A 21,127-nucleotide genomic window follows, 5' to 3' on the forward strand; every position below is an offset into this window, starting at 1 on the left:
TCCGCGACGAAGTGGCGCGGCTGCTGGATTCCTATGGGAATCATCCGGGACATGTGTTCAACCTCGGCCACGGCATTTCCCAGTACACCCCGCCGGAATCGGTGTCGGTGCTGGTGGAGGCGGTGCACGAGATGAGCCGGGACATGCGCGCGGGGGGCGCCGCCGGAGCCGCCAATGCCTGAACGGGCCATGCGCTCCCTGCTGGCCATCGTGCTGCTGTTCACGCTCGCCGCATGCGGGCGCAATGAAGCGACCTACCGTACCAAGGGCGAAGTGTTCGGCACGGTGGTCGACGTCAGCATCTACGGGGAAAGCGAGGCGCGCGCCAATGAACTCGGCCGGCGGGTGATGGAAGAGTTCGCCCGCCTGCACAAGAAATTCCACGCGTGGAAGCCGAGCGAGCTGACCGCGCTCAATGATGCGATCGCGCGCGGCGAACCTTATCAGGCGGACGCCGAAATGGTGGATCTGCTGAAGGCGGCAACCCGGCTGGCGGAGGATTCCGACCATACCTTCAATCCCGCCGTCGGCCGCCTGATCCGCCTGTGGGGCTTCCAGAGCAGCGAGATCCGTCCGCAGGGACCGCCGCCGGAAGAGATCCGGCGCCTGGTCGATGCGAAGCCGCGCATGTCGGACCTGGCGTTCGAGGGCACAACGATTTCCAGCCGCAACCCGTCCGTGATGCTGGACCTCGGCGGTTACGCGAAGGGCTACGCGCTGGACCGCGCAGCCGAGATCCTGCGTGCCGAAGGCGTGAAGGCGGCACTGATCAACGTCGGCGGCAACCTGCTCGCTATCGGCCAGCCGGGCAATCGCCTGTGGACGGTGGGCATCCAGGACCCGCGCGGCGCCGGGACAATTGCCGCGGTGGAATTGCGCGACGGCGAAGCGGTGGGCACCAGCGGCGATTACCACCGCTACTTCATGAAGGACGGCAAGCGCCACGGCCACATCATCGACCCGCGCACCGGCGAGACCTCCGACCATGTGGCTGCGGTGACCATCATCATCTCCGGCGGCAAGGATGCCGGGACACGCTCGGACGGCTACACCAAACCCCTGTTCGTCGTCGGCCCGGAGCAGTGGCAGGCGATGGCGGACCGCCTCGGCCTGAAGGAAGTGCTGCTGATCGATACCAAAAAGAACGTGATGATCACGCCCGCCATGCGTGAACGCCTGGCGAACGCATCACCGCATCCCGGATAACAGGCTCCCTCTCACACGGACCACATGAAGAAGATCGCGCCGACCAGCGCGCCGACGCTGGTCAGCACCGCGATCGTCCGCACGGTGTGGAGCTGAGTCCACAACAGCAGGCCGGTGATGGACAGCAGGATCATGCCGCCGGCAATGGTGTCGGACAGGAGCACCCAGAACGCATTGACGCCGATCGACATGTGCAGACGCGTCAGCGTGCCGATCGGCGTCGCATCGACCTGATCCAGCTTCACGAAACGGTTGCCGACGAAATACTCGGCGGTCACGCCGCGCTCGGGGCGGGTGAGGGTGACGGTCCAGCGTTCCGGCTGCATCACCTCCCTGTCTGCCCAGACCACGGCTTTCGCCGGCTGCGTCTTGATGACCGGCGGCGCCGCGGGTGCAAAGTTCAACTCCTGCTGCAGCCATGCCGACAGCTCCTCCGGCTTGCCGAAACTGTGCCCGGGCAGGGCGACCTGCGCCGTGCGCTGAACGGTTTTCTCCACCGGAATCTTCATGATCGCGCGATGGTTGAGCAGGAAACCCGTCACGCCGAACAGCAGGCCGAGCACCGCGCCCCACAGGCCGACGTAAAGATGGGTCTTGCGCAGCCAGGTGAGGAAGATTGCGCGCCGGCTGCGCTTGCGCACCCTTGCATCCGTTTCGGGGGAGGCATCGGTGGCGGTGTCGATCGAGCGGGTGAATGCGTCGGCCTTCATGGATTACTCCATCGGATGCTTGGGGGGAACGGCCGGGCCCGGATCGGCGCCCTCGCTCCTGACGAAGGTATAGGTGAAGTGGCTGCGCACGTTGTCGAACTTCGCATTGCCGAATTCACCCGGCGTCTTGTCTACGTGGAGCACATGCAGCACGTACTGTCCGCGCCACGGCGCGTTGATGCGCACCACACCCCGCGCATCCGTCGTGTGCTCCTGTATCCATGTGTTCGGCGCGATCACTTCCAGCTTCGCACCCTTGAGCGGCTGACCCCGATACAGGACGGTGAAGCTGTCCGCTTCCTGCGCCTGCACGTCAAGCGGCAGCACAGATGCCCCGTTCGCCGGCTGGCCGCTGCGGGCGTAGTAGTTGGTCTTGGCAATTCCGAGGCCGTGCTTTTGCAGGTCGCGCACCTCGAGCGATTCTTCCGCGACGACATGGCTCGCCGCCTTCCCGGAAACGGCGATATGGTCGGCTGCCCGCGTCATGACGGCGGCGGACTGCTTGCCGCCTGCATCCACGACAAACGCTTGTGGCCCCTTGATGTTGTCCAGCTTGCCGGGGCTCGGTTCCTTGAGCAGCGCTTCGGCTTCGCCGAAATAAAGCTTTGCGCCGGCTTCGCCGGATTCGAGCCACAGATAGTGGGCCTGCGCGGCGCCGCATGCTAGCAGCGCCGCCATTGCGATAGTGAGTTTCTTCATCGTTCGTTCTCCGTCAGAACTTGTATCGTGCGGTCAGCTGCACCGAGCGCGGCGCGCCGGGCAGGTTGAGGTTGGCAGAAGTGCCATGTCCGGACACGATGTACTCGCGGTCGAACAGGTTCAGCACATTGAGCGTCAGGTCGAGCGGGCCGGCGCGGTAGTAGGCCATGGCGTCGAACGTCGTGTAGGAGGGCAGGGCGACGGTGTTGCCCGGATTGGCGAAGCGGTCGCCGACGTAGTTCACGCCTGCGCCCGCACCGAAACCGCCGCCCAGCGCCTTGGTGATCCAGAGGTTGGCCGCATGCTTCGGTGTCAGCGTCGGCCGCTTGCCCTGCACGGGCTGGCCGGCGTCGCGCGCGACCGAGGCGGTCACCTTGCCATCGAGATAGGAGTAGCCCGACCAGATCTGCCAGCCGTGCGAGAGGTCGCCGGTGAAGGTCAGTTCCAGGCCATCGGTGCGTTGCGTGCCGATGGGGATGAGGCGGTTCGTGGCCGGGTCGGTCGACTTGATGTTGGTGCGCTCCAGGCGGAACAGCGATGCGGTGGCGGAGGCCTTGCCATCGAGGAAATCGAACTTCGCGCCGACTTCCTTGTTGGTGGTTTCCTCCGGCGCGATCTGCGCATTGTTCGCGGCCAGCGGGAAGGCTTCGGCGGACGGCTGGAACGACTTGCTGAACGAGGCGTAGTACGACTGCGCGAGGTTCGGCTGGTACACCAGGCCGGCGCGCGGACTCCATGCGGTGTCGGTACGGCTCAGGTTGGGCTGGCCGGGGCGGCGCTCCCGTGTTTCCTGCTCGAAGTTGTCGTAGCGGATGCCAACCAGTGCCTTCCATTGCTCCGACAGCGTCACGAGGTCCTGCACATACGCGCCGGCCGTCTTGAGGATGCCGAGGTTGTCGGTTGTTGGCGCGGCCGTCACGGTGAACGGCAGCACGGGCGATACCGGATTGAACAGGGAAACGGTAGCGATGTTGTTTTGCGTGCGGAACAGCTGGTCCTTGTCCTGCTTGCCGAATTCCACGCCGTACAGGATCTGATGCGCCATACCGGCGATGTCCGCCTTCTGCACCAGTTCCGTCTGGTTGAAGAAGCCGTCTTCGTCGCGCAAGACATTGCTGCGGTTGAGCGACGCGGTCAGCGCGGCTTCATTGACCGAAGCGACGTTTGTGTTATTGCGGTCGAGCGTATAGCTGTAACGGCGGAATGCATTGCGCAGCGACAACGTGTTACTGAAGCGGTGGTCCAATGTAAAGCCGAAGGCGTTCACCTCTGCCTGCGAAAAATCGAAGTCCTTTGCGTTGGCGGCGCCGTAATAGGTGCCCGCGGGGACATCCACCGGACGGCCGCGGTAAGCCGGTACACCGAAGTCGGTGACGCGTCGGTCGGACAGGTACTCGGCCTGCAGCAACAACTTGGTATGGTCGCCAAGCTTGAAGGACAGGGAAGGGGAGATCGCCTCGCGCTCCAGGAACTGCTGGTCGCGGTAGCTGTCGGCGCGTTCGATCGCGCCGGTGACGCGGAAGGCGACGCCGCTGTCCTCGACATTGCGGCCGATGTCGAACTCGCCGCGGCGCTGGCCCCTGCTGCCGACGGTCAGGCCGACTTCACTCCTGTCGATGCCCGGCTTTTTTGTGATGCGATTGATCAGGCCGCCCGACGAGCCGCGGCCGTACAGCACGGAGGCCGGCCCCTTGATCACTTCCACTTGTTCCGTGTTGGACAGATCGCGGAAGTACAGCGCGTCGTCGCGCAGGCCGTCGATGAACTGATCGGCGATGGCGGTGAAGCCGCGGATCGTCACCTGGTCGCGCTGCCCGTCGCCATGCGAGAGGCCGATGCCCGGCACCATCTTCATCACGTCCTGCATCGAATTTGCGCCCTGGTCGCGCAGCAGGGTCTGGGGAACGACGTTGACGGTCTGCGGGATGTCGCGCAGCGGCGCCTCGATCTTGGTGGCGCTCGATGCGGTGGGCGGGTTATAGGTCGGCGGCGCCTCGCGGCTGCTCTTGACCTGCACTTCGGGGAGATCGCTTTGTGCGAATGCGGGATGTTGTACGGCGAGCGCAACCAGCAGCGCCAGCCTTTTCTTCGGGAGAGTCATGGTCTCGAATCAAGGTTTGAAGAGGCTGGCTGGGACGGGAGGCCTGGCTGGCGGGTTAAGGAATTTGTGGGTTTGGTGGGTTTCGCTGCGCTCTGCCCACCCTACGGTTCTTTATTTGTTTGGTGGGTTTCGCTGCGCTCTACCCACCCTACGGTTCTTTGTGTGCCTGGTTGGTTTCGTTGCGCTCTACCTACCCTACGGTTCTTTATAAAGGATGGTAGGGTGGGTAGAGCGAAGCGAAACCCACCTTTACCGATAAAGGACTGTAGGGTGGGTAGAGCGCAACGAAACCCACCGAGTGCCGCCGCTACTTCCCCTGCGGATCGGTCACGAAACCGATCTTGCCGAGGCCGCCCGACTGCGCGGCCGACATCACCTGCGCAATCTTTTCGTACTGCGTGGTGCGTTCCGCGTGCAGGTGCAGCTCCGGCTGCGGTTCCTTCTGCGCGGCGGCGGCGATGCGGTTCCTGAGTTCGCCGTCGTCGATCACTTCGTTGTTCCAGTACACCTTGCCCTGCGCATCGATGGACAGGTTGATGTTTTCCGGCTTGGTCTGGTTCGGCTGGCTGGCCGCACGCGGCAGGTCCAGCTTCACGCTGTGGTTCATGACCGGCACGGTGATGATGAAGATGATCAGCAGCACCAGCATCACGTCGACCAGTGGCGTGGTGTTGATCTCGGGATTGAAATCGTCTTCGGAATCGGAGAGGGAGCCCATTGCCATGATGCGCTCCTTACTTGGCCACGGCGACCAGCTTGGCGCCTTCGGTCTGCTCGGCGCGGGCGCCGGTGACGAAGAGGGCATGCAGGTCGAAACCGAACTTGTTGAGCTTGCCGGTGATGGCCTTGTTGCCGCGCACCAGGGCGTTGTAGCCGAAGGTCGCGGGGATGGCGACGGCGAGGCCGAGCGCGGTCATGATCAGCGCTTCGCCCACCGGGCCGGCGACCTTGTCGATGCTGGCCTGACCGGCGGTGCCGATCGATACCAGCGCGTGGTAGATGCCCCATACGGTGCCGAACAGGCCGACAAAGGGTGCGCTCGAACCGACCGAGGCCAGCACGGCCATGCCGCTCTGCAGCTTGCCGGCAGCCTCGTCGATGGCCTGGCGCAGCGACAGGGTGACCCAGTCGCTGACCGACAGCTGGTCGTGCAGGTGGCCCTTGTGGGCATTGTGGTGGCGCATGGCGACCACGCCGGCCTGTGCGATGTCGGCGAAGGGATTGTCCTTGCCGAGGGTGGCGAGGCCCTCGGTGACGCTGGTCGTATCCCAGAACTGATGTCCGGCAGCCTTGCCAGCACGGCCGTAGCGCCACAGCTGCAAGGCCTTGGTGACGATCACATACCACGAGGCGATCGACATCGCGATCAGCAGGAAGGCGACGCCCTTGGTGACGAAGTCGCCTTGGGTCCAGAGAGTTTCGAGTCCGTACGGGCTTGCTTGCATGATGAGTCCTTCAGAAATTAGTTATCCAGCTGGAATCGGATGGGGACGACGGCGTAGGCGGGCACCGGCCGGCCGTCTTCCATGAATGGCTTGAACAGGGCGCGCATGACGGCCTGGCGCGCGGCTTCGTCGAGACGTGCGGAGCCGGAACTCTGCTGCACTTCGACGCGCTCCGGCCGGCCCTTGTCATTGACCAGCACACGCAGCACGGCCTTGCCTTCCTCGCCCATGCGGCGCGAGGCGGGCGGGTACTCAGGCTGCGGCGGCTTCAGGTATTCGATGCCCGAGGTGATGGTCCTGGGCAGGGCCGGCGCCGGTGGCGCGGGCGGGGCCGAAACCACGGGCGGCGCGGGCTCGGCAGCCGGTGCCGGCGGCGCGGGCGGCGCAGGCGGTGCGGTGATGGCGTTCTGAGAAGGGGCTGTGTTGACAACCGGGACCGGGGGCGGCGGAGCGACCCGCTTTTTCACCACGGGAACGGTTTTCGGTTTTTCAGGCGCGGGCTGGGGTTTGGGCGCTTCCGGTTTCGGCTGCGGTTGCGGCGTGACGAAGGTCACGGTCACTTCGCGCGGCAGGGCTTCGGCGGCCTGGCGCAGCAAACCGCTTTGCAGCGCGTAGAAAAAGGCGATATGCAGCAGGATGATCGTGCCCAGCGGGCCGATGCGGCGGAGTTGCTGACGAACATGCGCAGCGAGCGCGCCGGAGGAAGGGCGCGCGGCGGTAGCAGCGGCCGTCATGCGGGCAGGGCGGCGCAAACGCGCGCGAGATTCGTTTTGGATTGTGCGGATGCACACCCACGGCTGGCCATGTCACTTTCCTTGTGCGGTTCTTCTTCTGGCTGGCTACCGTCTGGCGTGACGCCGCGGATGGCTGGCTGGTTAGCGTTCCCGTCAGGATGTTTAATCCGGTAAATGAGAACAATTCGTATTTGCATTATTATCGATTTAGGCTAATAATGCAACGATTCCGGTGATTTACGGTAGCTGTTTCGCCGCTACCGCTCCGAAGCAAGACATTCCCGCCAGCCAAACGGCGCTCATGCGTCGTCAGCCAGCCATAGCGGCGCCATGCCGCACATCGTTTTATCCGCAATCCTCCCAGGAGTTTTCATGCAACACCGCTTGACTGTGCTGGCCGGCGCGCTTTCCGTCGCCTTTTCCTTTTCCGTTCCACACGCCCTGGCGCAATCCGCGCCTGCAAACGAGAACGAACTCTCGACCGTCACCGTCTCCGCGGAACGCACCGGCAGCTTCAAGTCCAATAGCGTGCAGGTCGGCACCTTCCGCGACATGGCGCCCATCGACGTGCCGCAGACCAGCAATGTCATCACGCGCGAAGTGCTGGATGCGCAGGGCGTCAACAGCCTGTTCGGGGCGCTGCAGAACACGGCCGGCGTCACGCGTTCGCAGCTCAACGGCTCGACCTACGACAACATCTCGATCCGCGGCATCCTCGTCGAGAACCGCTTCAACTATCGTCTCAACGGATCGCTGCCGGTGATCAACCTGGTGGACATCCCGCTGGAGAACAAGGAACGCGTCGAAGTGCTGAAGGGCGCATCGTCACTGTATTACGGCTTCGTGCCGCCCTCGGGCATCGTCAACCTCGTGACCAAGCGCGCCGGCAAGGACCCGGTGACCAACCTTGCCGCGTCGGCCAACCAGCACGGCGGGGCCAACCTGCATGTGGACCTCGGCCGCCGCTTCGGCGAGCAGGGGCAGGCGGGCGTGCGCATCAACGCCGGCGGCGGGCGCGAGGACATCGGCGTCGATCATTATTCGGGCAACCGCGCCTTCGCCACCGCCGCATTCGACCTGCGCGCCAACCGCGCGCTCAGCTTCAAGCTGGATGTCGAGCACTACCGCAAGGACGTGACCGAGCAGGCGCTGATCGACATTCCCGCTGCTTCAGGCGGCGTCATCACGCTGCCCGGCGTCCCGAGCAACCGGCAGAACCTCGGCGGCGAATGGCAGAAGTACGACGCGAAGGCGACCAACGTGCTGTTCCGCACCGACTACGCGCTCGACGACAACTGGAACCTGCTGTTCGAGGCAGGCAAGGCGCGCACCGAGCGCGACCGCAATCTCGGCCGCCTGCGCAATTACAATCTCGCCACCGGCAACGGCACGCTCAACATCACTTTCAACCGCGGCCAGTGGTGGGAAAACGAAAACTACCGCACCGAACTGTTCGGCCGCCTGCCCGGCGACCTGATCACGCACGAAGTGTCCTTCGGCTACACCGCGAACGAACGCCCGCAGGATGCCGGCACGGCACAGAGCGTGAACGTCCCGCAGAACCTGTACAACCCGGTCCTTATCGCCGAGCGCTCGCCCACGGGCGCCTTCGGCTCCAGCCCGCTGACCATCAAGGATCGCGGCTGGTACCTGTCCGACCGCATCCTGATCGGCGAACAGTGGCAGGCGATGCTGGGCGCGCGCAGCAGCCGCTACCAGAACGTAACGCCGACGTCACGCTACGAGGCGGATGAGGTGAGCCCGTCGGCATCGCTGATGTTCAAGCCGATGCCGGGCTTGTCGGTCTACGGCAGCTATCTCGAAGCGCTGGAAGAGTCGGGCACCGCGCCGACGGGTACCGTCAACCAGGGAGCGGTACTGCCGCCGGCCCTGGCCAAGCAGAAGGAACTGGGCGTGAAGGCCGAAGTTGCGCAGGGCGTGCTGCTGCAGGCGGCTTACTTCGATATCAAGCGGCCCTCGGCCACGACCACGAACAATGTGTTCGTGATGAACGGCCTCGCGCACTACAAGGGAATCGAGCTGGCCGCCAGCGGCGAAGTGAACAAGCAGCTCTCGCTCATCGCATCGACCGTCTTCATGAATGCGAAGCAGCTCAACGCGGCCAGCGCAAGCACCTTCGGCAAAGTGCCGGAGAACACGCCTGAGCGCACCGCCAGCCTGTTCGCGGAATACCGCCTGCAAGACGTGCCCGGCCTCGCGTTGAGCGGCGGCGTGTACTACGTGGGCAAGCGCGCGGTCGACAACGCCAACCAGGCCTTCATCGACAGCTATACCACGCTCTCGCTCGGCGCGCGTTACACGACCCGCGTGGCGGGCAAGCGCAGCACCTTCCAGGCGGTGGTGGATAACGTCACCGACAAGGACTACTGGTCTACCGCCGGCAACGGCCTGCTCGGCGTCGGCCTGCCGCGCACGCTGAAGGTGACGGCGAAGATGGAGTTCTGAAGCCGGGTATCCGGGACGGAAACCGGAGAGGGGGTTAGGAGGGCGCGAAAACGCCCTCGCATCGATAGAAGGTTCTGGGCATCGGCCACAGCCGGTGCTGCGAGAACGCCATCACGTCGCGCAGTTCCATCGAATCGAGGCAGAATCCGGACATGCCGGTGATGACATATTCCTCGTACTGATCCTGTGAGGGGATGTGCGTCTTCCTGCCCCATGCGCTGACGTCGACGCCGTTACCGGAAAACACCAGAACATGTTCATATCCATGCTTCATGCCGGAATGAAATCGCTGGCTGCCGCAGCGCTGAAAAGCGCCGTCCCAGACGAGTTCGCCGTTCAGCAGCCTGTGCAGCAAATCATCGGTTTCCTCGCCGGAGCGAAGACCCTTATAGAAATTACCGCTGACCAGATGCCCGTTGCCGGACAAGACCTCGAGAGCGTCGCGCCACGCGGTAATACAAGGTTGCATCGGACGCAGAAGAGCCGGCATGCAATACATGTCGGCGCGCTGCGCCAACAGCTGGATTTCAGAGGCATTGTCCCTGGCGCCGCTGTTCATGTACACCGCGCGCGCGCCGTCCAGGGTCAGTCGCGTCTTGACAAGTCCGCCGCCGCTCTGCGCTTCCTGCGGAGAAGCGACTTGAAGGTAGGCGCGTGCACTGTCGTCCAGCAAGGCTGCCAGCGCCTCGTTCTTCCCGAGAAAAACGTTGAGTTCGCTATCGATCCGATGAAGGAAACCCGGCGCCCAGATGTCGCGCAAATTTCTTGATTCGCGCGGGATGCGTTCCTGCAGGTTCCCGAGTGCAAATTGGCTTGAAAATGCGGACATCATGCGCAGGACCCGGGCAGCGGCGCCCCGCCTTCCGACTCCCTGGTCAACATCTTTTTGCACGTGCTGGAGAAGTGGCCGAAACTCGTCAAGCTCCATCAGGAGCTCCCGGCTCAGCCCGTCGCGCCCGAAATTGCCGAGATGGTGCGTTACCACGGCAAGGCTTTGCTCAAGGCGGTGACCCGTACTCGAAAAATGTCTGGATGCAGGCTGATGGAGCGCCCTGAAAATTCCATGTATCGGCATGCCGGTTTCCTGTTCTTCCGGTGGGTTTGGGGTGAAGGCAGCGCGCCATCCTAAGAGTGGTGGAATCGGCCTGCCAGCATCGTTGACAGGCATTAATGCTGCTTGGCGGCGATCCATGAAAATGCTTGTTACTATCTCACCCGTGCAACGATCGATAGGGAGGTTTGACCTTGTACCAGCATACCCAGACTGGAATGGCGATTTTCGCCGCAATGGCCATGGGGCTCGTCGTGGCGGTTCTCGTCCTGTTCCTGGTGCCGGTCCCGCCAGGCGAAGAGGCGGGGCGCTGGATCGTCGCCGGCACATGCGCCGTTCTCCTGCTCGCCGCCTGGTTCTTCTGCAGCCTCACCATCACTGTGCGCGGCGGACTGCTTGCGTGGAGTTTCGGGCCCGGCGTCATCCGGAAGTCGGTGCCGGTCGCGGAGATCGTGCAGCTTGAACCGACGCGCACCTCGATCCTCGCCGGCTGGGGTATTCACTGGACGCCGCGGGGATGGCTCTACAATGTTTCCGGCAAGGAGGCGGTCCGGATAGGCTTGAAGAGCGGGCGGCAGTTCCTCCTCGGCACCAACGAACCCGAGCGCCTGATCCAGGCGATACGGACGGCGCAGGGCCCAAGGGAGACGTCTTGAGATTCCGTATCGTCACACTGCTGCTTGCATTCCTGGCGCTTGCACATCCCGTCCAGGCGCAGGAGAAAGCAATCGAACGTCCCGATTGGGAGAAGCACTTCGCGGCATTCGATGCCACGGGCACCATCGTGGTCGCGGACGAACGCGCGAAGGCCGGCGCCACACTGGTCTATGACGACAAGCGGGCGCGCAAGCGTTATTCGCCCGCGTCCACGTTCAAGATTCCGCACACGCTGTTTGCGCTAGACGCGGGCGTGGTGCGCGACGAGTTCCAGAAATTCCGGTGGGACGGCGTTGCCCGGAGCTTTGCTGCCCACAACCAGGACCAGGACCTGCGTTCCGCGATGCGCACGTCGGCGGTCTGGGTCTACCAGGGATTTGCGAAGGAAATCGGCGAAGACCGTGCCAGAGACTATCTCGCGAAGCTGAACTACGGGAACGCCGACCCGGCGGTGCAACAGGGCGATTACTGGATCGACGGCAAGCTCGCCATCTCGGCCTACGAGCAGATCGGCTTCCTGAAAAACCTCTACCGGAACGCGCTGCCGTTCCGCATCGAACACCAGCGGCTCGTCAAGGACGTCATGATTGTCGAGGCCGGGCGCGACTGGATACTGCGCGCCAAGACCGGCTGGGAAGGGCGCATGGGCTGGTGGGTCGGATGGGTGGAATGGCCGTCCGGCCCGGTGTTTTTTGCGCTGAACATCGATACGCCCAACAGGATGGCCGACCTGCACAAGAGGGAGGCGATTGTGCGCGCCGTCCTGCGCACGCTCGAGGCATTGCCGGGTTAGGGGGCGGTCATCCAGTCGTTGACTCCCGGGAGAAAACCATGATGAAGACCTATCGCGGAAGCTGCCATTGCGGCGCAGTCAGCTTCGAGGCCGAGATCGACCTCACGCAGAGCACCTACCGCTGCAACTGCTCGATCTGCCGGCGCACGCGCTTCTGGCCCGCGATCGCCAAACCGGACGGGTTCCGCCTGCTGACGGGGGAAACCGACCTCACCAAGTACGTGTTCAACACGCGCAAGAACCATCACTACTTCTGCAAGCATTGCGGCGTGCGCGCCTTCGGTATCGGGAATGAAACGCCGGTAGGCAAGATGGTCGGCATCAACGTGATGTGCCTGGAAGGCGTGTCGGAAGAGGAACTGTCGAAGGTGCCGGTCACCTACGTCGACGGGTTGCATGACAACTGGCAGAATCCGCCCGCTTTCTGCAGCCATCTGTAACGCCTGCCGGCGGGCGCATTCATGGATTCGGCGGCATAATCTGGCTTTTCGCCTGACCATCGCATCCGGAAATGATTCCTCTCGACATCGCCCTCGCATTCTTCACCACGTCCGTCCTGCTCGGCATCTCACCCGGGCCGGACAATATCTTCGTGCTGACGCAGTCCGCGTTGCGCGGCCGGCAGGCGGGCATCTTCGTCACGCTGGGCCTGTGCACCGGGCTGATCGTGCACACGCTTGCGGTGTCGTTCGGCGTCGCCGCCATCTTCCAGACCTCGGCGCTCGCCTTCACCGTGCTGAAGTTCGCCGGCGCCGCCTACCTGCTATACCTTGCGTGGCAAGCCTTCCGCGCGCCGGCCACCGGCATCCATCTCGGCGAAGGCAGCGGTGCGAGCGGCTGGGAACTGTACCGGCGCGGCATCATCATGAACATCACCAATCCGAAGGTATCGATTTTCTTCCTGGCCTTCCTGCCGCAGTTCGCTGAACCGGCGCGCGGTTCGCTCACCATGCAGATGATGCTGCTCGGCGGCCTGTTCATCCTGGCGACGCTGCTGGTGTTCGGCACCATTGCGCTGCTCGCGGGAACGATAGGCCGCAAGCTGGGGCAGTCCGCCGGCGCGGAGAAAATCATGAACCGCGTGGCCGGGACGGTGTTTACCGCACTCGCCTTCAAGCTCGCGATGACCGACCGGTAAGGAGAGAGCGATGGCTTTTCGCCTCGTGCAATGCGATGTAAGCGGGCATCCAATGGAACCGGTCGGCCCGCTGCCGGAATTCGTCGCCGAGAATTGTGCCGGCGGCGCTGCGCTTTACGCATCCGTCGGCTTTGTGCCGCCGTGGGTCGGCTACATTGCCGTGGACGACGGCAAGGCGGTCGGCGGCGGCGCCTTCGTGGGCGCGCCGAAGGACAACTGCGTCGAGATCGCGTATTACACCGTCAAGGAACTGGAAGGGCGGGGCTACGCGGGAAAGACCGCGGCGGCGCTCGTGGACATCGCGAGCAAGGCGGCGCCGGGCATTACCCTTGTGGCCCACACGCTGCCGGAGGAAAACGCCTCCACCGCGATCCTCGCGAAACTTGGGTTCACGCAGACCGGCACGGCGGAGGACCCGGATGCCGGGACGGTCTGGGAATGGCGGAGGACATCATGACAGCGGCGCAGGAAACCCCCGACAGCATCCTCGAATTCTGGTTCGGCACCGAGGCCGATGACGCCGCCGTCGCCTCGGAGCGAGCGAAGCTCTGGTGGATCAAACGCGACGACACCGACCTCGCGATCCGCGAACGCTTCGAAGCCTGTGTGCGCAAGGCGGCGCAGCATGAACTCGACGACTGGGCGGATACGCCGCGCGGGCGGCTCGCACTGATCATCCTCACCGACCAGTTCCCGCGCAACATCTACCGCAACACCCCGGCGGCGTTCGGCTGCGATGCACAGGCCCGCGCCTGGTGCAAGGAAGGATTGCGCAAGGGCGAGCATCTGGCGCTGCGGCCGATCGAGCGGGTGTTCTTTTATCTGCCGCTGGAGCACGCCGAGTCGATTGAAGACCAGGAGCAGGCCGTGGCCTTGTTCCGTGAACTCATGGACAGCATCGATGCGGAAGGGAAGGACGTCTTCGCCGGATTCCTGGATTACGCGGTGCGGCACCGCGAAGTCATTGCGCGCTTCGGCCGATTCCCTCACCGCAATCGCATACTCGGGCGGGAATCGACGGAGGAGGAAAGGGCGTTTCTCTTGCAGCCGGGATCGTCGTTTTAGAGTGCCTGGCGGGTTTCGCTGCGCTCTACCCACCCTACGGTTCTTTATAAAGGACGGTAGGCTGGGTAGAGCGCAGCGAAACCCGGCATATCTTCAAGGTATAAAGGACGGTAGGGTGGCTAGAGCGAAGCGAAACCCGCCGCATGCAGACGGAGCACATCATGGAAATGAAAAAGATCAACGCAGGCAAGCTGCGTGCAATCGGCTACGACGCGCGCGAGCGCGTGCTTCGTGTCGAATTCGATGACGGAAGCGCGATCGAGTATTCCGGCGTCGGCGCCGAGGTATGGCGCAAGCTATCGACTTCCGGCGCTGCGTGGAGCTATTACCGGGACAACATCGAGGAAGAATTCACCGGCCGGCGCGGCAGGGTGCAGCCGCAGAAGAGCAGCAAGGCACTGGATGACCTCTTCAAGCCGCCGGCGGAGGATGGGGATGGTTAGGTGTCGCGGTGGGTTTCGCTGCGCTCTACCCACCATGCGTTCAAGGCCGTCGCGACGTGCCCTCCCATAACAAACTATTTCTTTTCGTCCTTCGCCTTCTTCGAGCAGAGCCCGATGTTGGTTCGTGCAGACCTTGCGATGGACTCCATTACATCGGCGTCCATGGGGGCGAACTCCTCCTTGATTTGTTCGGACGTCATCCTTGCGTATGCTGTCAAAGGTGTTAGCGTCTTCAGACATCCGCTGTAATCCTTCAGATGGTACTGCGTGATTGCCAAATCATTGCGGATTTCGCCATCTTCAAACATGTGTAATGTCTTGCTACAGCTGTGGAGAATTGGTTCCAGTTCTGCTCGGGCTGCCCGATAGTTTCGTTTTTTGTAGAAATCGATAAATCGTTTTCTCGCCAAACTCCGTGCATCGTAGATACATCCCTTGTGTGGTGTCAGATACATCCCGGTGAACCAGGCACGAACACCGCAAAATTGCCCGCACAGGTCGTCTGTGCGCTCGCCGATTGTTACGTCAATTCCATCTTTCGTTGGTTGAAAATGGATTACGCATTTCTTTTCACCTTCATCCACGTCAAGGTTCGCGCGCGTTCCCTGGATAAGCCCTTCCAATTCGCATGTGTGCGTATTTGGCCCGAGTGTTTGAATCGAGAACGGTTGGCCCTTGCTTGAGCCTGGCATAACAGTCAATGTTCCCCATCCCCTTTCTTGCAGGTATTCTCCAGGCCTGAAGTTGTTTGAGGCGAAGATGGAATTGGATGCTGAAATTGCGAGCGCGATGAGAGAGCGGAAAGCAATTTTCGGCAGAGTCTTCTTAAGAAGCATTTCATCCATACACTTCGGCCTTCAAAGATCAGCCACGGGATTAGCGCCAGCAATCAGCTTGTACTGCACGCCGTCAAAACGGTAGCGCGCGACATCCTTGACTTTTACCTTCGTACGTTCAGTTACGGCGCCATCCTTGTCTATCGCAATCGTGAATTTGCTGCTCGAGAATTCGATGTGGATATCTCGATAGAAGCTCGGCCGCTCGCCATCCACGAATTGCAGTGTGCTCTCCACTCTCCAGCACTCTTCCGTATCCTCCATGCACGAACCGACGTTATCGAAGTATTCCTTCAGACTTCCCAGTCCGACTACGCCGTTGGCAACGTCGTATATTTCAGCGATCCGTATCGTATTGCCATGCCACGTGCCCCCTGTCGATACAATAAAGCCCGGCTTGTGCGGAGCAAGCATGACCCAGGTAATCGAGCCGATGCGCCCATTAGAGCCCATGGTGGCTATGTTTTCTCTGCGCTCGACGAGCCGCCATCTTCGGCCATCGCGTTCCAGAAAGTAAACGTTCAGAAATCCTGGGGATGCGTGGCTATATTGCTCATTTCCGTCATCGTCGATGGGGACGCCGTTTACAACGACAATCGTTCGTCCGTCCTCCAGATCAGCGTTTGAAACGATTGTCATGCTGTACTTGCTTGTACCTCCTTGGATATCTCCGATCTCGGCTAATGCCCGACCCTGCTCCGCTTGATAGCCGTTCTGAAAAATGGCTCCCATTAGCTCTTCTTGTTGCATCTTTTTCTTTTCATGAATACTCAGTGCTTCCGACGGAGTCTTTTCTTCAATTGCTGCTGGAGATGAGGCAGGCGATGTGTCCCGATTCAGGGTGTTTTCCGAAGAACGGGAACATGCAGCCGATGAAATCGCCAGGGCAATCAGGGCGGTGTAGCGAAGAGAGCGTGGGGCTGGAAAGTTCATGCGCATTTTCGTTGCGGATGGTCGAAATCTCTGCAATTAAATGCTTTAGTGGTGAGAAGACCTTGCTTGTTCACTTGCGTGTTTGTCGAAGTAGTACAAACATGCTGTCTGGCTGGGTGTGTTGGCAGGTTTCGCTGATCCTTTATAAAGAACCATAGGGTGGGTAGAGTGCATCGAAACCCGCCATGCATCAAGAACCCGCTATCCGCGAGATCCCTGCGCAATCAGCCGCTTCGCTTCGTCCAGAATCTCCTCCGGCGAAAGCACGCTATCAAACGCAATCCGCTGCCGGCGCCCGTCCCGCATCAGGTCGATGCCGTAGCAATCGACACCCAGCACATGCGCGCCGAGCGCGCGCAGCAGGTCCGCTTCCTCATCCAGTCCCAGCACCTGCGCCGCTTGCCACGCATCCTGTTCCAGCCATCCCATCTGCGCAAAGCCGCCGATGTAGCGGACGCGTTGCGGCACGAGGCGGAAGAAGGCGAAATCCCCGAGCCCGAGGTATTGCTCCGCATCCGGCAGGTAGGGCACGTAGCGTTCCCGTAGCGCCGGTGCGGCGTCGATACGGTGGACGTCGCCGACCAGCGTCATGCGCGGCGATTCGAGCACGCTTGCCTGGCCGGCATCGGTGACGAGCAGGCTGGCCTGCGGACTGGCGAGCAGGTTCTTCGTGTGTTCCGCAAGAGCGCTGAGGAGGAAGACTGGGCAATGCGTCTCATCCGCTACGAAGGGAAGGGCGGTGGCAAACGGATAGCCGGGCATGCGGACGGCTTGCGTGGCGAGGGCGCCGAAGGGGGCGCGGTGCAGCAGGTGAATGGCGGCGGCGAGGTCGGGTTTCATGGGGCAGGGCGGGAAATCGGTGCAGGCCAGTGTAGCGCGAGGTGCGGCCAATGCAAGTCTTTGCCTGATGGCAGCGTTACGCGAAATCCCGGCTCTTGGTCTCCAGGCTGCCCAGCAGGTGGGTCAGGTCCACCAGCCGCTTTGCCACCAAGTGGCGCACCTTGCCTTCGCATTGCCAGACGCCGTACACCCCGAGCAGGTGCGAGGCGAGCAGTTCCTTGCGCTGGCTGTCCACCAGCGCTGGCCAGACGATCACGTTGACCGGCCCGGTCTCGTCTTCGATGGTGACGAAGACGGTGCCGCTGGCGGTAGAGGGGCGCTGGCGCACGGTGACGATGCCGCAGGCGCGCGCAAGCTGGCGGTCGGCGAAGGTGTTGAGGACTTCCGCCGGCAGGAAGCGCTTCTGCGCCAGGAGCGGCCGAAGCAGCGCCAGCGGATGGCGACCCAGCGTCAGGCCGAGGGAGCGGTAGTCGGCAGCGATGCTTTCGCCTTCGCTGAGGGCGGGCAGTTGCACGGCTTCTTCCTGCACCGGCGCCTTTTTCAGCAAGTCCTTGCCGGCTTCTCCGGCGACCGCCTGCCATAGCGCCTGGCGCCGGTTGCCGGCCAGGCCTTCGAGGGCATTCGCATGGGCCAGCGCCTGCAGCTCCTGGCGCGTGAGCAGCGCGCGCAGCGCGAGGTCGGCCATGTCGGCAAACGGACGGATGGCGCGGGCTTCCTCGATGCGGTATCCGGTGTCGGCCGCCAGCCCTTTGACGATGTTCAGGCCAAGCCGCACGGCAGGCCGGCCGCCCGCGGCGGGCTCCAGCTTCGCGTCCCAGTCGCTGGCGCGCACATCGACAGGCCGCACTTCGACGCCGTGCCGCACCGCATCCTGCACCAGTTGCGAAGGCGCATAGAAGCCCATGGGCTGGCTGTTGAGCAGGGCGGCGAGGAAGGCTGCCGGTTCGTGGCACTTGAGCCAGGAACTGGCATAGGCGAGCAGCGCGAAACTGGCGGCATGGCTTTCCGGGAAACCGTATTCGGCAAAGCCTTCGATCTGACGCACGATGGCGGCGATGAAAGCATCCTCGTAGCCTTTCTTGCGCATGCCGTCCCTGAGCTTCTGCTGGAACTTGCCGAGGTCGCCCTTGCGCCGCCATGCGGCCATCGAGCGGCGCAGCTGGTCCGCTTCGCCCGCGGTGAAATCGGCCGCGGCCATCGCGATCTGCATCACCTGTTCCTGGAACAGCGGCACGCCGCAGGTGCGTTCCAGCGCGGGACGGATTTCATCCTTGGGATAGGTGACGGGTTCCAGCCCCTGCCGCCGCCGCAGGTAGGGATGCACCATGCCGCCCTGGATCGGGCCGGGGCGCACGATCGCCACCTGGATCACGAGGTCGTAGAACTCCCTGGGCTTGAGGCGCGGCAGCATGGTCATTTGCGCGCGGCTTTCGATCTGGAACACGCCGACGGTATCGGCTTCGCGGATCATGGCGTAGGTCTGCGGATCTTCCGCCGGAATGTCCTGCATGCAGAAGGGTTCGTCGCGCCATTCGCCGATCATGTCGAGCGCGCGGCGGATCATGGTCAGCATGCCGAGCGCGAGGATGTCGACCTTCAGCAGGCCGAGCGCATCGAGGTCGTCCTTGTCCCATTGCACCACGCTGCGCTCAGGCATGGTGGCATTTTCGATCGGCACCAGGCGGGACAGCTTGCCGCGCGCGATCACGAAGCCGCCGGGGTGCTGCGACAGATGGCGCGGGAAGCGCATCAGCTTCTCGGCGATCTCCGACCACTGCTGCGCGATCGGCGAATCAGGAACCATGCCGCATTCCTCGAAGCGCTCCGACAGGCCGGTCTTGCCATCCCACCAGCGGTGCGACTTCGCGATCCGGTCCACGATGGCGAGGTCCACGCCGAGCGCCTTGCCGACGTCGCGCAGCACGCTGCGCGGCTTGTAGCTGATCACAACTGCCGTGAGTGCGGCGCGCAGCCGGCCGTATTTTTGATACACGTACTGGATCACTTCCTCGCGCCGCTGGTGCTCGAAATCGACATCGATGTCGGGCGGCTCGTTACGCTCCTTGGAGATGAAGCGTTCGAACAGGGAATGGCTGCGCGACGGATCGACTTCGGTGATGCCCAGGCAGTAGCAGACGGCGGAATTAGCCGCCGAGCCGCGTCCCTGGCAGAGGATGTGGCGGCTGCGGGCGAAGCTGACGATGTCGTACACCGTGAGGAAGTAGGGCTCGTAGGCCATCTCAGCGATCAGCGCGAGTTCGTGCTCGACCTGTTCCTGCACCTTGGCGGGAATGCCTTGCGGATAACGGCGATGCGCGCCGATCCAGGTTTCCTTGCGCAGATGGCTGGCGGGCGTTTCGCCGGCGGGCACCAGTTCGTCCGGATATTCGTAGCGCAATTCATCCAGCGAAAAGGTGCACAGCCCGGCGATGCGCACCGTTTCCGCCAGTGCGGCCGGGGAATAGATGTTCCCCAGCCGCAGCCGCGAGCGCAGGTGCTGCTCCGCATTGGGCGCGAGCTCGTAGCCGCATTCGGCCACCGGCATGCCGAGGCGGATGGCGGTGAGCGTGTCCTGCAGCGGCTTGCGGGAGCGCACATGCATGCAGACATCGCCGGTGGCGACGATGGGTAGCGCGTGTTCCTGCGCCACCTGTTCGACGAGGGCGCGGTGCTGGTCGTCGCGCGTCCGGTGCAGCAATGTCATCGCCATCCACGCGCGGCCCGGGAAAGTTTGCCGCAGCCATTCCGCTTGCATCCCCACCGCGGCGGCATCGGCGCCGTGCTCCGGCGCGAGGATCGCCAGGCAGTGCGGCAGGCCGCGCAGATGGGCGTAATCGGCGGCCGGTGCGCTCAGGTCTTGCGGCAGCAGGCGGTAGCTGCCCTTGTCCGCGCGCATGCGGGCGAGGGTGACCAGCTCGCACAGGTTGCCGTAACCCTCGCGGTTCTGCGCCAGCAGGATCAGCGTGAAGGCGGGGCTGCCGTCTTCATGCACCAGCCGGAACTGGCTGCCGATGACGAGGTGCAGGCCGAGCTGCTTCGCTTCCACGTGCGCACGCACCACGCCCGCCAGCGAGCATTCATCCGTGATCGCCAGCGCGTTATAGCCCAGGCTCGCTGCCCGTGCGGCCAGTTCTTCCGCATGCGAGGCGCCGCGCAGGAAGGTGAAGTTGGTCACGCATTGCAGTTCTGCGTAGGCGGGAAGGGTGTGCTGCGGGGTGGGCATGCTGCGAAGAATATACTGTATGAAAATACAGTATATGATCTATGCCAAGTTTCGTTACGGGAAAGCGAAGGCCGTTCGAAATAGTGAGCATTATTTTGTGCGAAATAATGGTACTATTTTGTGATTAACGATCTGACTATGACGACTGAAATGACGATGACCAACGCAATTTATGCCAATGCCACGGTAAGTATTACTGACCTTCGGCGTAACCCTGGTGCGGTGATTGAGGAAGCTGGCGATGCGCCTGTGGCTGTACTTAACCACAACCGCACGACCGCATACATTGTCCCGGCCAAAGTGTTCGAGATGTTGATGGAGGCAATCGAGGATCAGGATCTCGCGGAAATTGTAAGAAGCCGTCGCGGCGGAAGAACACAGAAAGTTTCCCTTGATGATCTATGAACTTGAGTTTCACGAAGACGCACTGAAGGAATGGAAAAAACTCGATCCCTGGCTCAAAGAACAATTCAAGAAACAATTGGCCAAGCGGCTCGAGAACCCGCATGTTCCATCCGCAAGGCTGCGCGGCAAGGACATGCAAAATGCCTACAAAATTAAGTTGCGCGACGTCGGCTATCGTCTTGTGTATGAAGTTAACGACCACACAATTACTGTGCTTGTCTTGGCAGTAGCAAAGCGGGACAAGAATCAGGCCTACGACCTGGCTCAGCGCCGGAAAGTTGAGCAGGCAGATCCACAAGAGCCTGCCCAACGTCGCCTGACGAAAGTGAAGTAATAGACCGACGAGCGCGATTTACGTCTTGCGCGCGCGATTGAGTCCGAT

General features: G+C 62.6%; 23 protein-coding genes. 12 read left to right on the forward strand and 11 right to left on the reverse strand.

Features of this window, described 5'->3' with window-relative positions:
* On the forward strand, nucleotides 1-182 hold a 182-nt coding region (locus VFF99_RS19260; protein WP_325020544.1), incomplete at its 5' end, for a uroporphyrinogen decarboxylase family protein.
* Nucleotides 175-1,206 (forward strand): FAD:protein FMN transferase, encoded by a 1,032-nt coding sequence (locus tag VFF99_RS19265; protein WP_325020545.1) that lies wholly within the window; start codon nucleotides 175-177, stop codon nucleotides 1,204-1,206. The genes VFF99_RS19260 and VFF99_RS19265, both read left to right, overlap by 8 nt.
* A gap of 11 nt (nucleotides 1,207-1,217) precedes the next feature.
* Here the strand turns inward: VFF99_RS19265 and VFF99_RS19270 are convergent, their stop codons facing one another.
* The 6 genes from VFF99_RS19270 to VFF99_RS19295 form a co-directional block, all read right to left on the reverse strand.
* Nucleotides 1,218-1,916 carry a PepSY-associated TM helix domain-containing protein gene (locus VFF99_RS19270; RefSeq protein ID WP_325020546.1) on the reverse strand — a complete coding sequence of 233 codons (699 nt, stop codon included), beginning with the start codon at nucleotides 1,914-1,916 and terminating at the stop codon, nucleotides 1,218-1,220.
* Nucleotides 1,917-1,919: 3 nt separating this feature from the next.
* Nucleotides 1,920-2,615 carry a DUF4198 domain-containing protein gene (locus tag VFF99_RS19275; protein ID WP_325020547.1) on the reverse strand — a complete coding sequence of 232 codons (696 nt, stop codon included), beginning with the start codon at nucleotides 2,613-2,615 and terminating at the stop codon, nucleotides 1,920-1,922.
* Between the two features lie 13 nt (nucleotides 2,616-2,628).
* Nucleotides 2,629-4,716, reverse strand: a complete 2,088-nt coding sequence (locus VFF99_RS19280) for a TonB-dependent siderophore receptor (RefSeq protein WP_325020548.1) — start codon at nucleotides 4,714-4,716, stop codon at nucleotides 2,629-2,631.
* Nucleotides 4,717-5,023: 307 nt separating this feature from the next.
* Nucleotides 5,024-5,440 carry a biopolymer transporter ExbD gene (locus tag VFF99_RS19285; protein WP_325020549.1) on the reverse strand — a complete coding sequence of 139 codons (417 nt, stop codon included), beginning with the start codon at nucleotides 5,438-5,440 and terminating at the stop codon, nucleotides 5,024-5,026.
* A 10-nt stretch (nucleotides 5,441-5,450) separates the two neighbouring features.
* Nucleotides 5,451-6,161 (reverse strand): MotA/TolQ/ExbB proton channel family protein, encoded by a 711-nt coding sequence (locus tag VFF99_RS19290; protein ID WP_325020550.1) that lies wholly within the window; start codon nucleotides 6,159-6,161, stop codon nucleotides 5,451-5,453.
* Between the two features lie 17 nt (nucleotides 6,162-6,178).
* Nucleotides 6,179-6,895, reverse strand: coding sequence for a TonB family protein (locus tag VFF99_RS19295; RefSeq protein WP_325020551.1), 717 nt, complete (start codon nucleotides 6,893-6,895; stop codon nucleotides 6,179-6,181).
* Nucleotides 6,896-7,267: 372 nt separating this feature from the next.
* Between VFF99_RS19295 and VFF99_RS19300 the strand changes: the two genes are divergently transcribed.
* Nucleotides 7,268-9,361 (forward strand): TonB-dependent siderophore receptor, encoded by a 2,094-nt coding sequence (locus VFF99_RS19300; protein ID WP_325020552.1) that lies wholly within the window; start codon nucleotides 7,268-7,270, stop codon nucleotides 9,359-9,361.
* Nucleotides 9,362-9,395: 34 nt separating this feature from the next.
* Here the strand turns inward: VFF99_RS19300 and VFF99_RS19305 are convergent, their stop codons facing one another.
* Entirely contained in the window at nucleotides 9,396-10,553 is a 1,158-nt protein-coding gene (locus tag VFF99_RS19305; RefSeq protein ID WP_325020553.1) for a hypothetical protein, read from the reverse strand.
* A 53-nt stretch (nucleotides 10,554-10,606) separates the two neighbouring features.
* Here VFF99_RS19305 and VFF99_RS19310 point away from each other — a divergent pair, with 53 nt between their 5' ends.
* The 7 genes from VFF99_RS19310 to VFF99_RS19340 all read left to right on the forward strand — a co-directional run bounded on the left by VFF99_RS19310 (nucleotide 10,607) and on the right by VFF99_RS19340 (nucleotide 14,508).
* A complete protein-coding gene (locus tag VFF99_RS19310; protein WP_325020554.1) occupies nucleotides 10,607-11,068 on the forward strand; it encodes a hypothetical protein in 462 nt (153 codons plus the stop codon).
* Entirely contained in the window at nucleotides 11,065-11,862 is a 798-nt protein-coding gene (gene blaOXA / locus VFF99_RS19315; RefSeq protein WP_349256565.1) for a class D beta-lactamase, read from the forward strand. The genes VFF99_RS19310 and blaOXA overlap by 4 nt, the downstream gene beginning before the upstream one ends.
* Nucleotides 11,863-11,900: 38 nt before the next feature.
* Nucleotides 11,901-12,302: a GFA family protein gene (locus VFF99_RS19320; protein ID WP_325020555.1), complete on the forward strand. Its 402-nt coding sequence runs from the start codon at nucleotides 11,901-11,903 to the stop codon at nucleotides 12,300-12,302.
* Between the two features lie 71 nt (nucleotides 12,303-12,373).
* Nucleotides 12,374-13,000 carry a LysE family translocator gene (locus VFF99_RS19325; protein ID WP_325020556.1) on the forward strand — a complete coding sequence of 209 codons (627 nt, stop codon included), beginning with the start codon at nucleotides 12,374-12,376 and terminating at the stop codon, nucleotides 12,998-13,000.
* Between the two features lie 10 nt (nucleotides 13,001-13,010).
* Nucleotides 13,011-13,457 carry a GNAT family protein gene (locus VFF99_RS19330; protein WP_325020557.1) on the forward strand — a complete coding sequence of 149 codons (447 nt, stop codon included), beginning with the start codon at nucleotides 13,011-13,013 and terminating at the stop codon, nucleotides 13,455-13,457.
* On the forward strand, nucleotides 13,454-14,065 hold the full coding sequence (locus VFF99_RS19335) for a DUF924 family protein (protein WP_325020558.1): 612 nt from the start codon (nucleotides 13,454-13,456) through the stop codon (nucleotides 14,063-14,065). The genes VFF99_RS19330 and VFF99_RS19335 overlap by 4 nt, the downstream gene beginning before the upstream one ends.
* A 161-nt stretch (nucleotides 14,066-14,226) precedes the next feature.
* Nucleotides 14,227-14,508 carry a KTSC domain-containing protein gene (locus VFF99_RS19340; protein WP_325020559.1) on the forward strand — a complete coding sequence of 94 codons (282 nt, stop codon included), beginning with the start codon at nucleotides 14,227-14,229 and terminating at the stop codon, nucleotides 14,506-14,508.
* Between the two features lie 74 nt (nucleotides 14,509-14,582).
* On the opposite strand, the gene VFF99_RS19345 is transcribed toward VFF99_RS19340, so the two are convergent.
* The 4 genes from VFF99_RS19345 to VFF99_RS19360 form a co-directional block, all read right to left on the reverse strand.
* Nucleotides 14,583-15,353 carry a hypothetical protein gene (locus VFF99_RS19345; RefSeq protein WP_325020560.1) on the reverse strand — a complete coding sequence of 257 codons (771 nt, stop codon included), beginning with the start codon at nucleotides 15,351-15,353 and terminating at the stop codon, nucleotides 14,583-14,585.
* 12 nt (nucleotides 15,354-15,365) lie between these two features.
* Nucleotides 15,366-16,277 carry a hypothetical protein gene (locus VFF99_RS19350; RefSeq protein WP_325020561.1) on the reverse strand — a complete coding sequence of 304 codons (912 nt, stop codon included), beginning with the start codon at nucleotides 16,275-16,277 and terminating at the stop codon, nucleotides 15,366-15,368.
* A 201-nt stretch (nucleotides 16,278-16,478) separates the two neighbouring features.
* Nucleotides 16,479-17,117 (reverse strand): HugZ family protein, encoded by a 639-nt coding sequence (locus tag VFF99_RS19355; protein ID WP_325020562.1) that lies wholly within the window; start codon nucleotides 17,115-17,117, stop codon nucleotides 16,479-16,481.
* Between the two features lie 76 nt (nucleotides 17,118-17,193).
* A complete protein-coding gene (locus VFF99_RS19360; RefSeq protein WP_325020563.1) occupies nucleotides 17,194-20,340 on the reverse strand; it encodes an error-prone DNA polymerase in 3,147 nt (1,048 codons plus the stop codon).
* Between the two features lie 156 nt (nucleotides 20,341-20,496).
* On the opposite strand from VFF99_RS19360, the gene VFF99_RS19365 reads away from it, so the two are divergent.
* Together VFF99_RS19365 and VFF99_RS19370 are read left to right on the forward strand one after the other, a co-directional pair.
* Nucleotides 20,497-20,745, forward strand: coding sequence for a type II toxin-antitoxin system prevent-host-death family antitoxin (locus VFF99_RS19365; RefSeq protein ID WP_325020564.1), 249 nt, complete (start codon nucleotides 20,497-20,499; stop codon nucleotides 20,743-20,745).
* Entirely contained in the window at nucleotides 20,735-21,079 is a 345-nt protein-coding gene (locus VFF99_RS19370) for a type II toxin-antitoxin system RelE/ParE family toxin (protein WP_325020589.1), read from the forward strand. Before VFF99_RS19365 ends, VFF99_RS19370 begins: the two co-directional genes overlap by 11 nt.
* Nucleotides 21,080-21,127: the final 48 nt, after the last annotated feature.

The sequence above is a fragment of the Noviherbaspirillum sp. genome (assembly GCF_035654295.1).
In the GTDB taxonomy this organism is placed as follows: domain Bacteria; phylum Pseudomonadota; class Gammaproteobacteria; order Burkholderiales; family Burkholderiaceae_D; genus Noviherbaspirillum.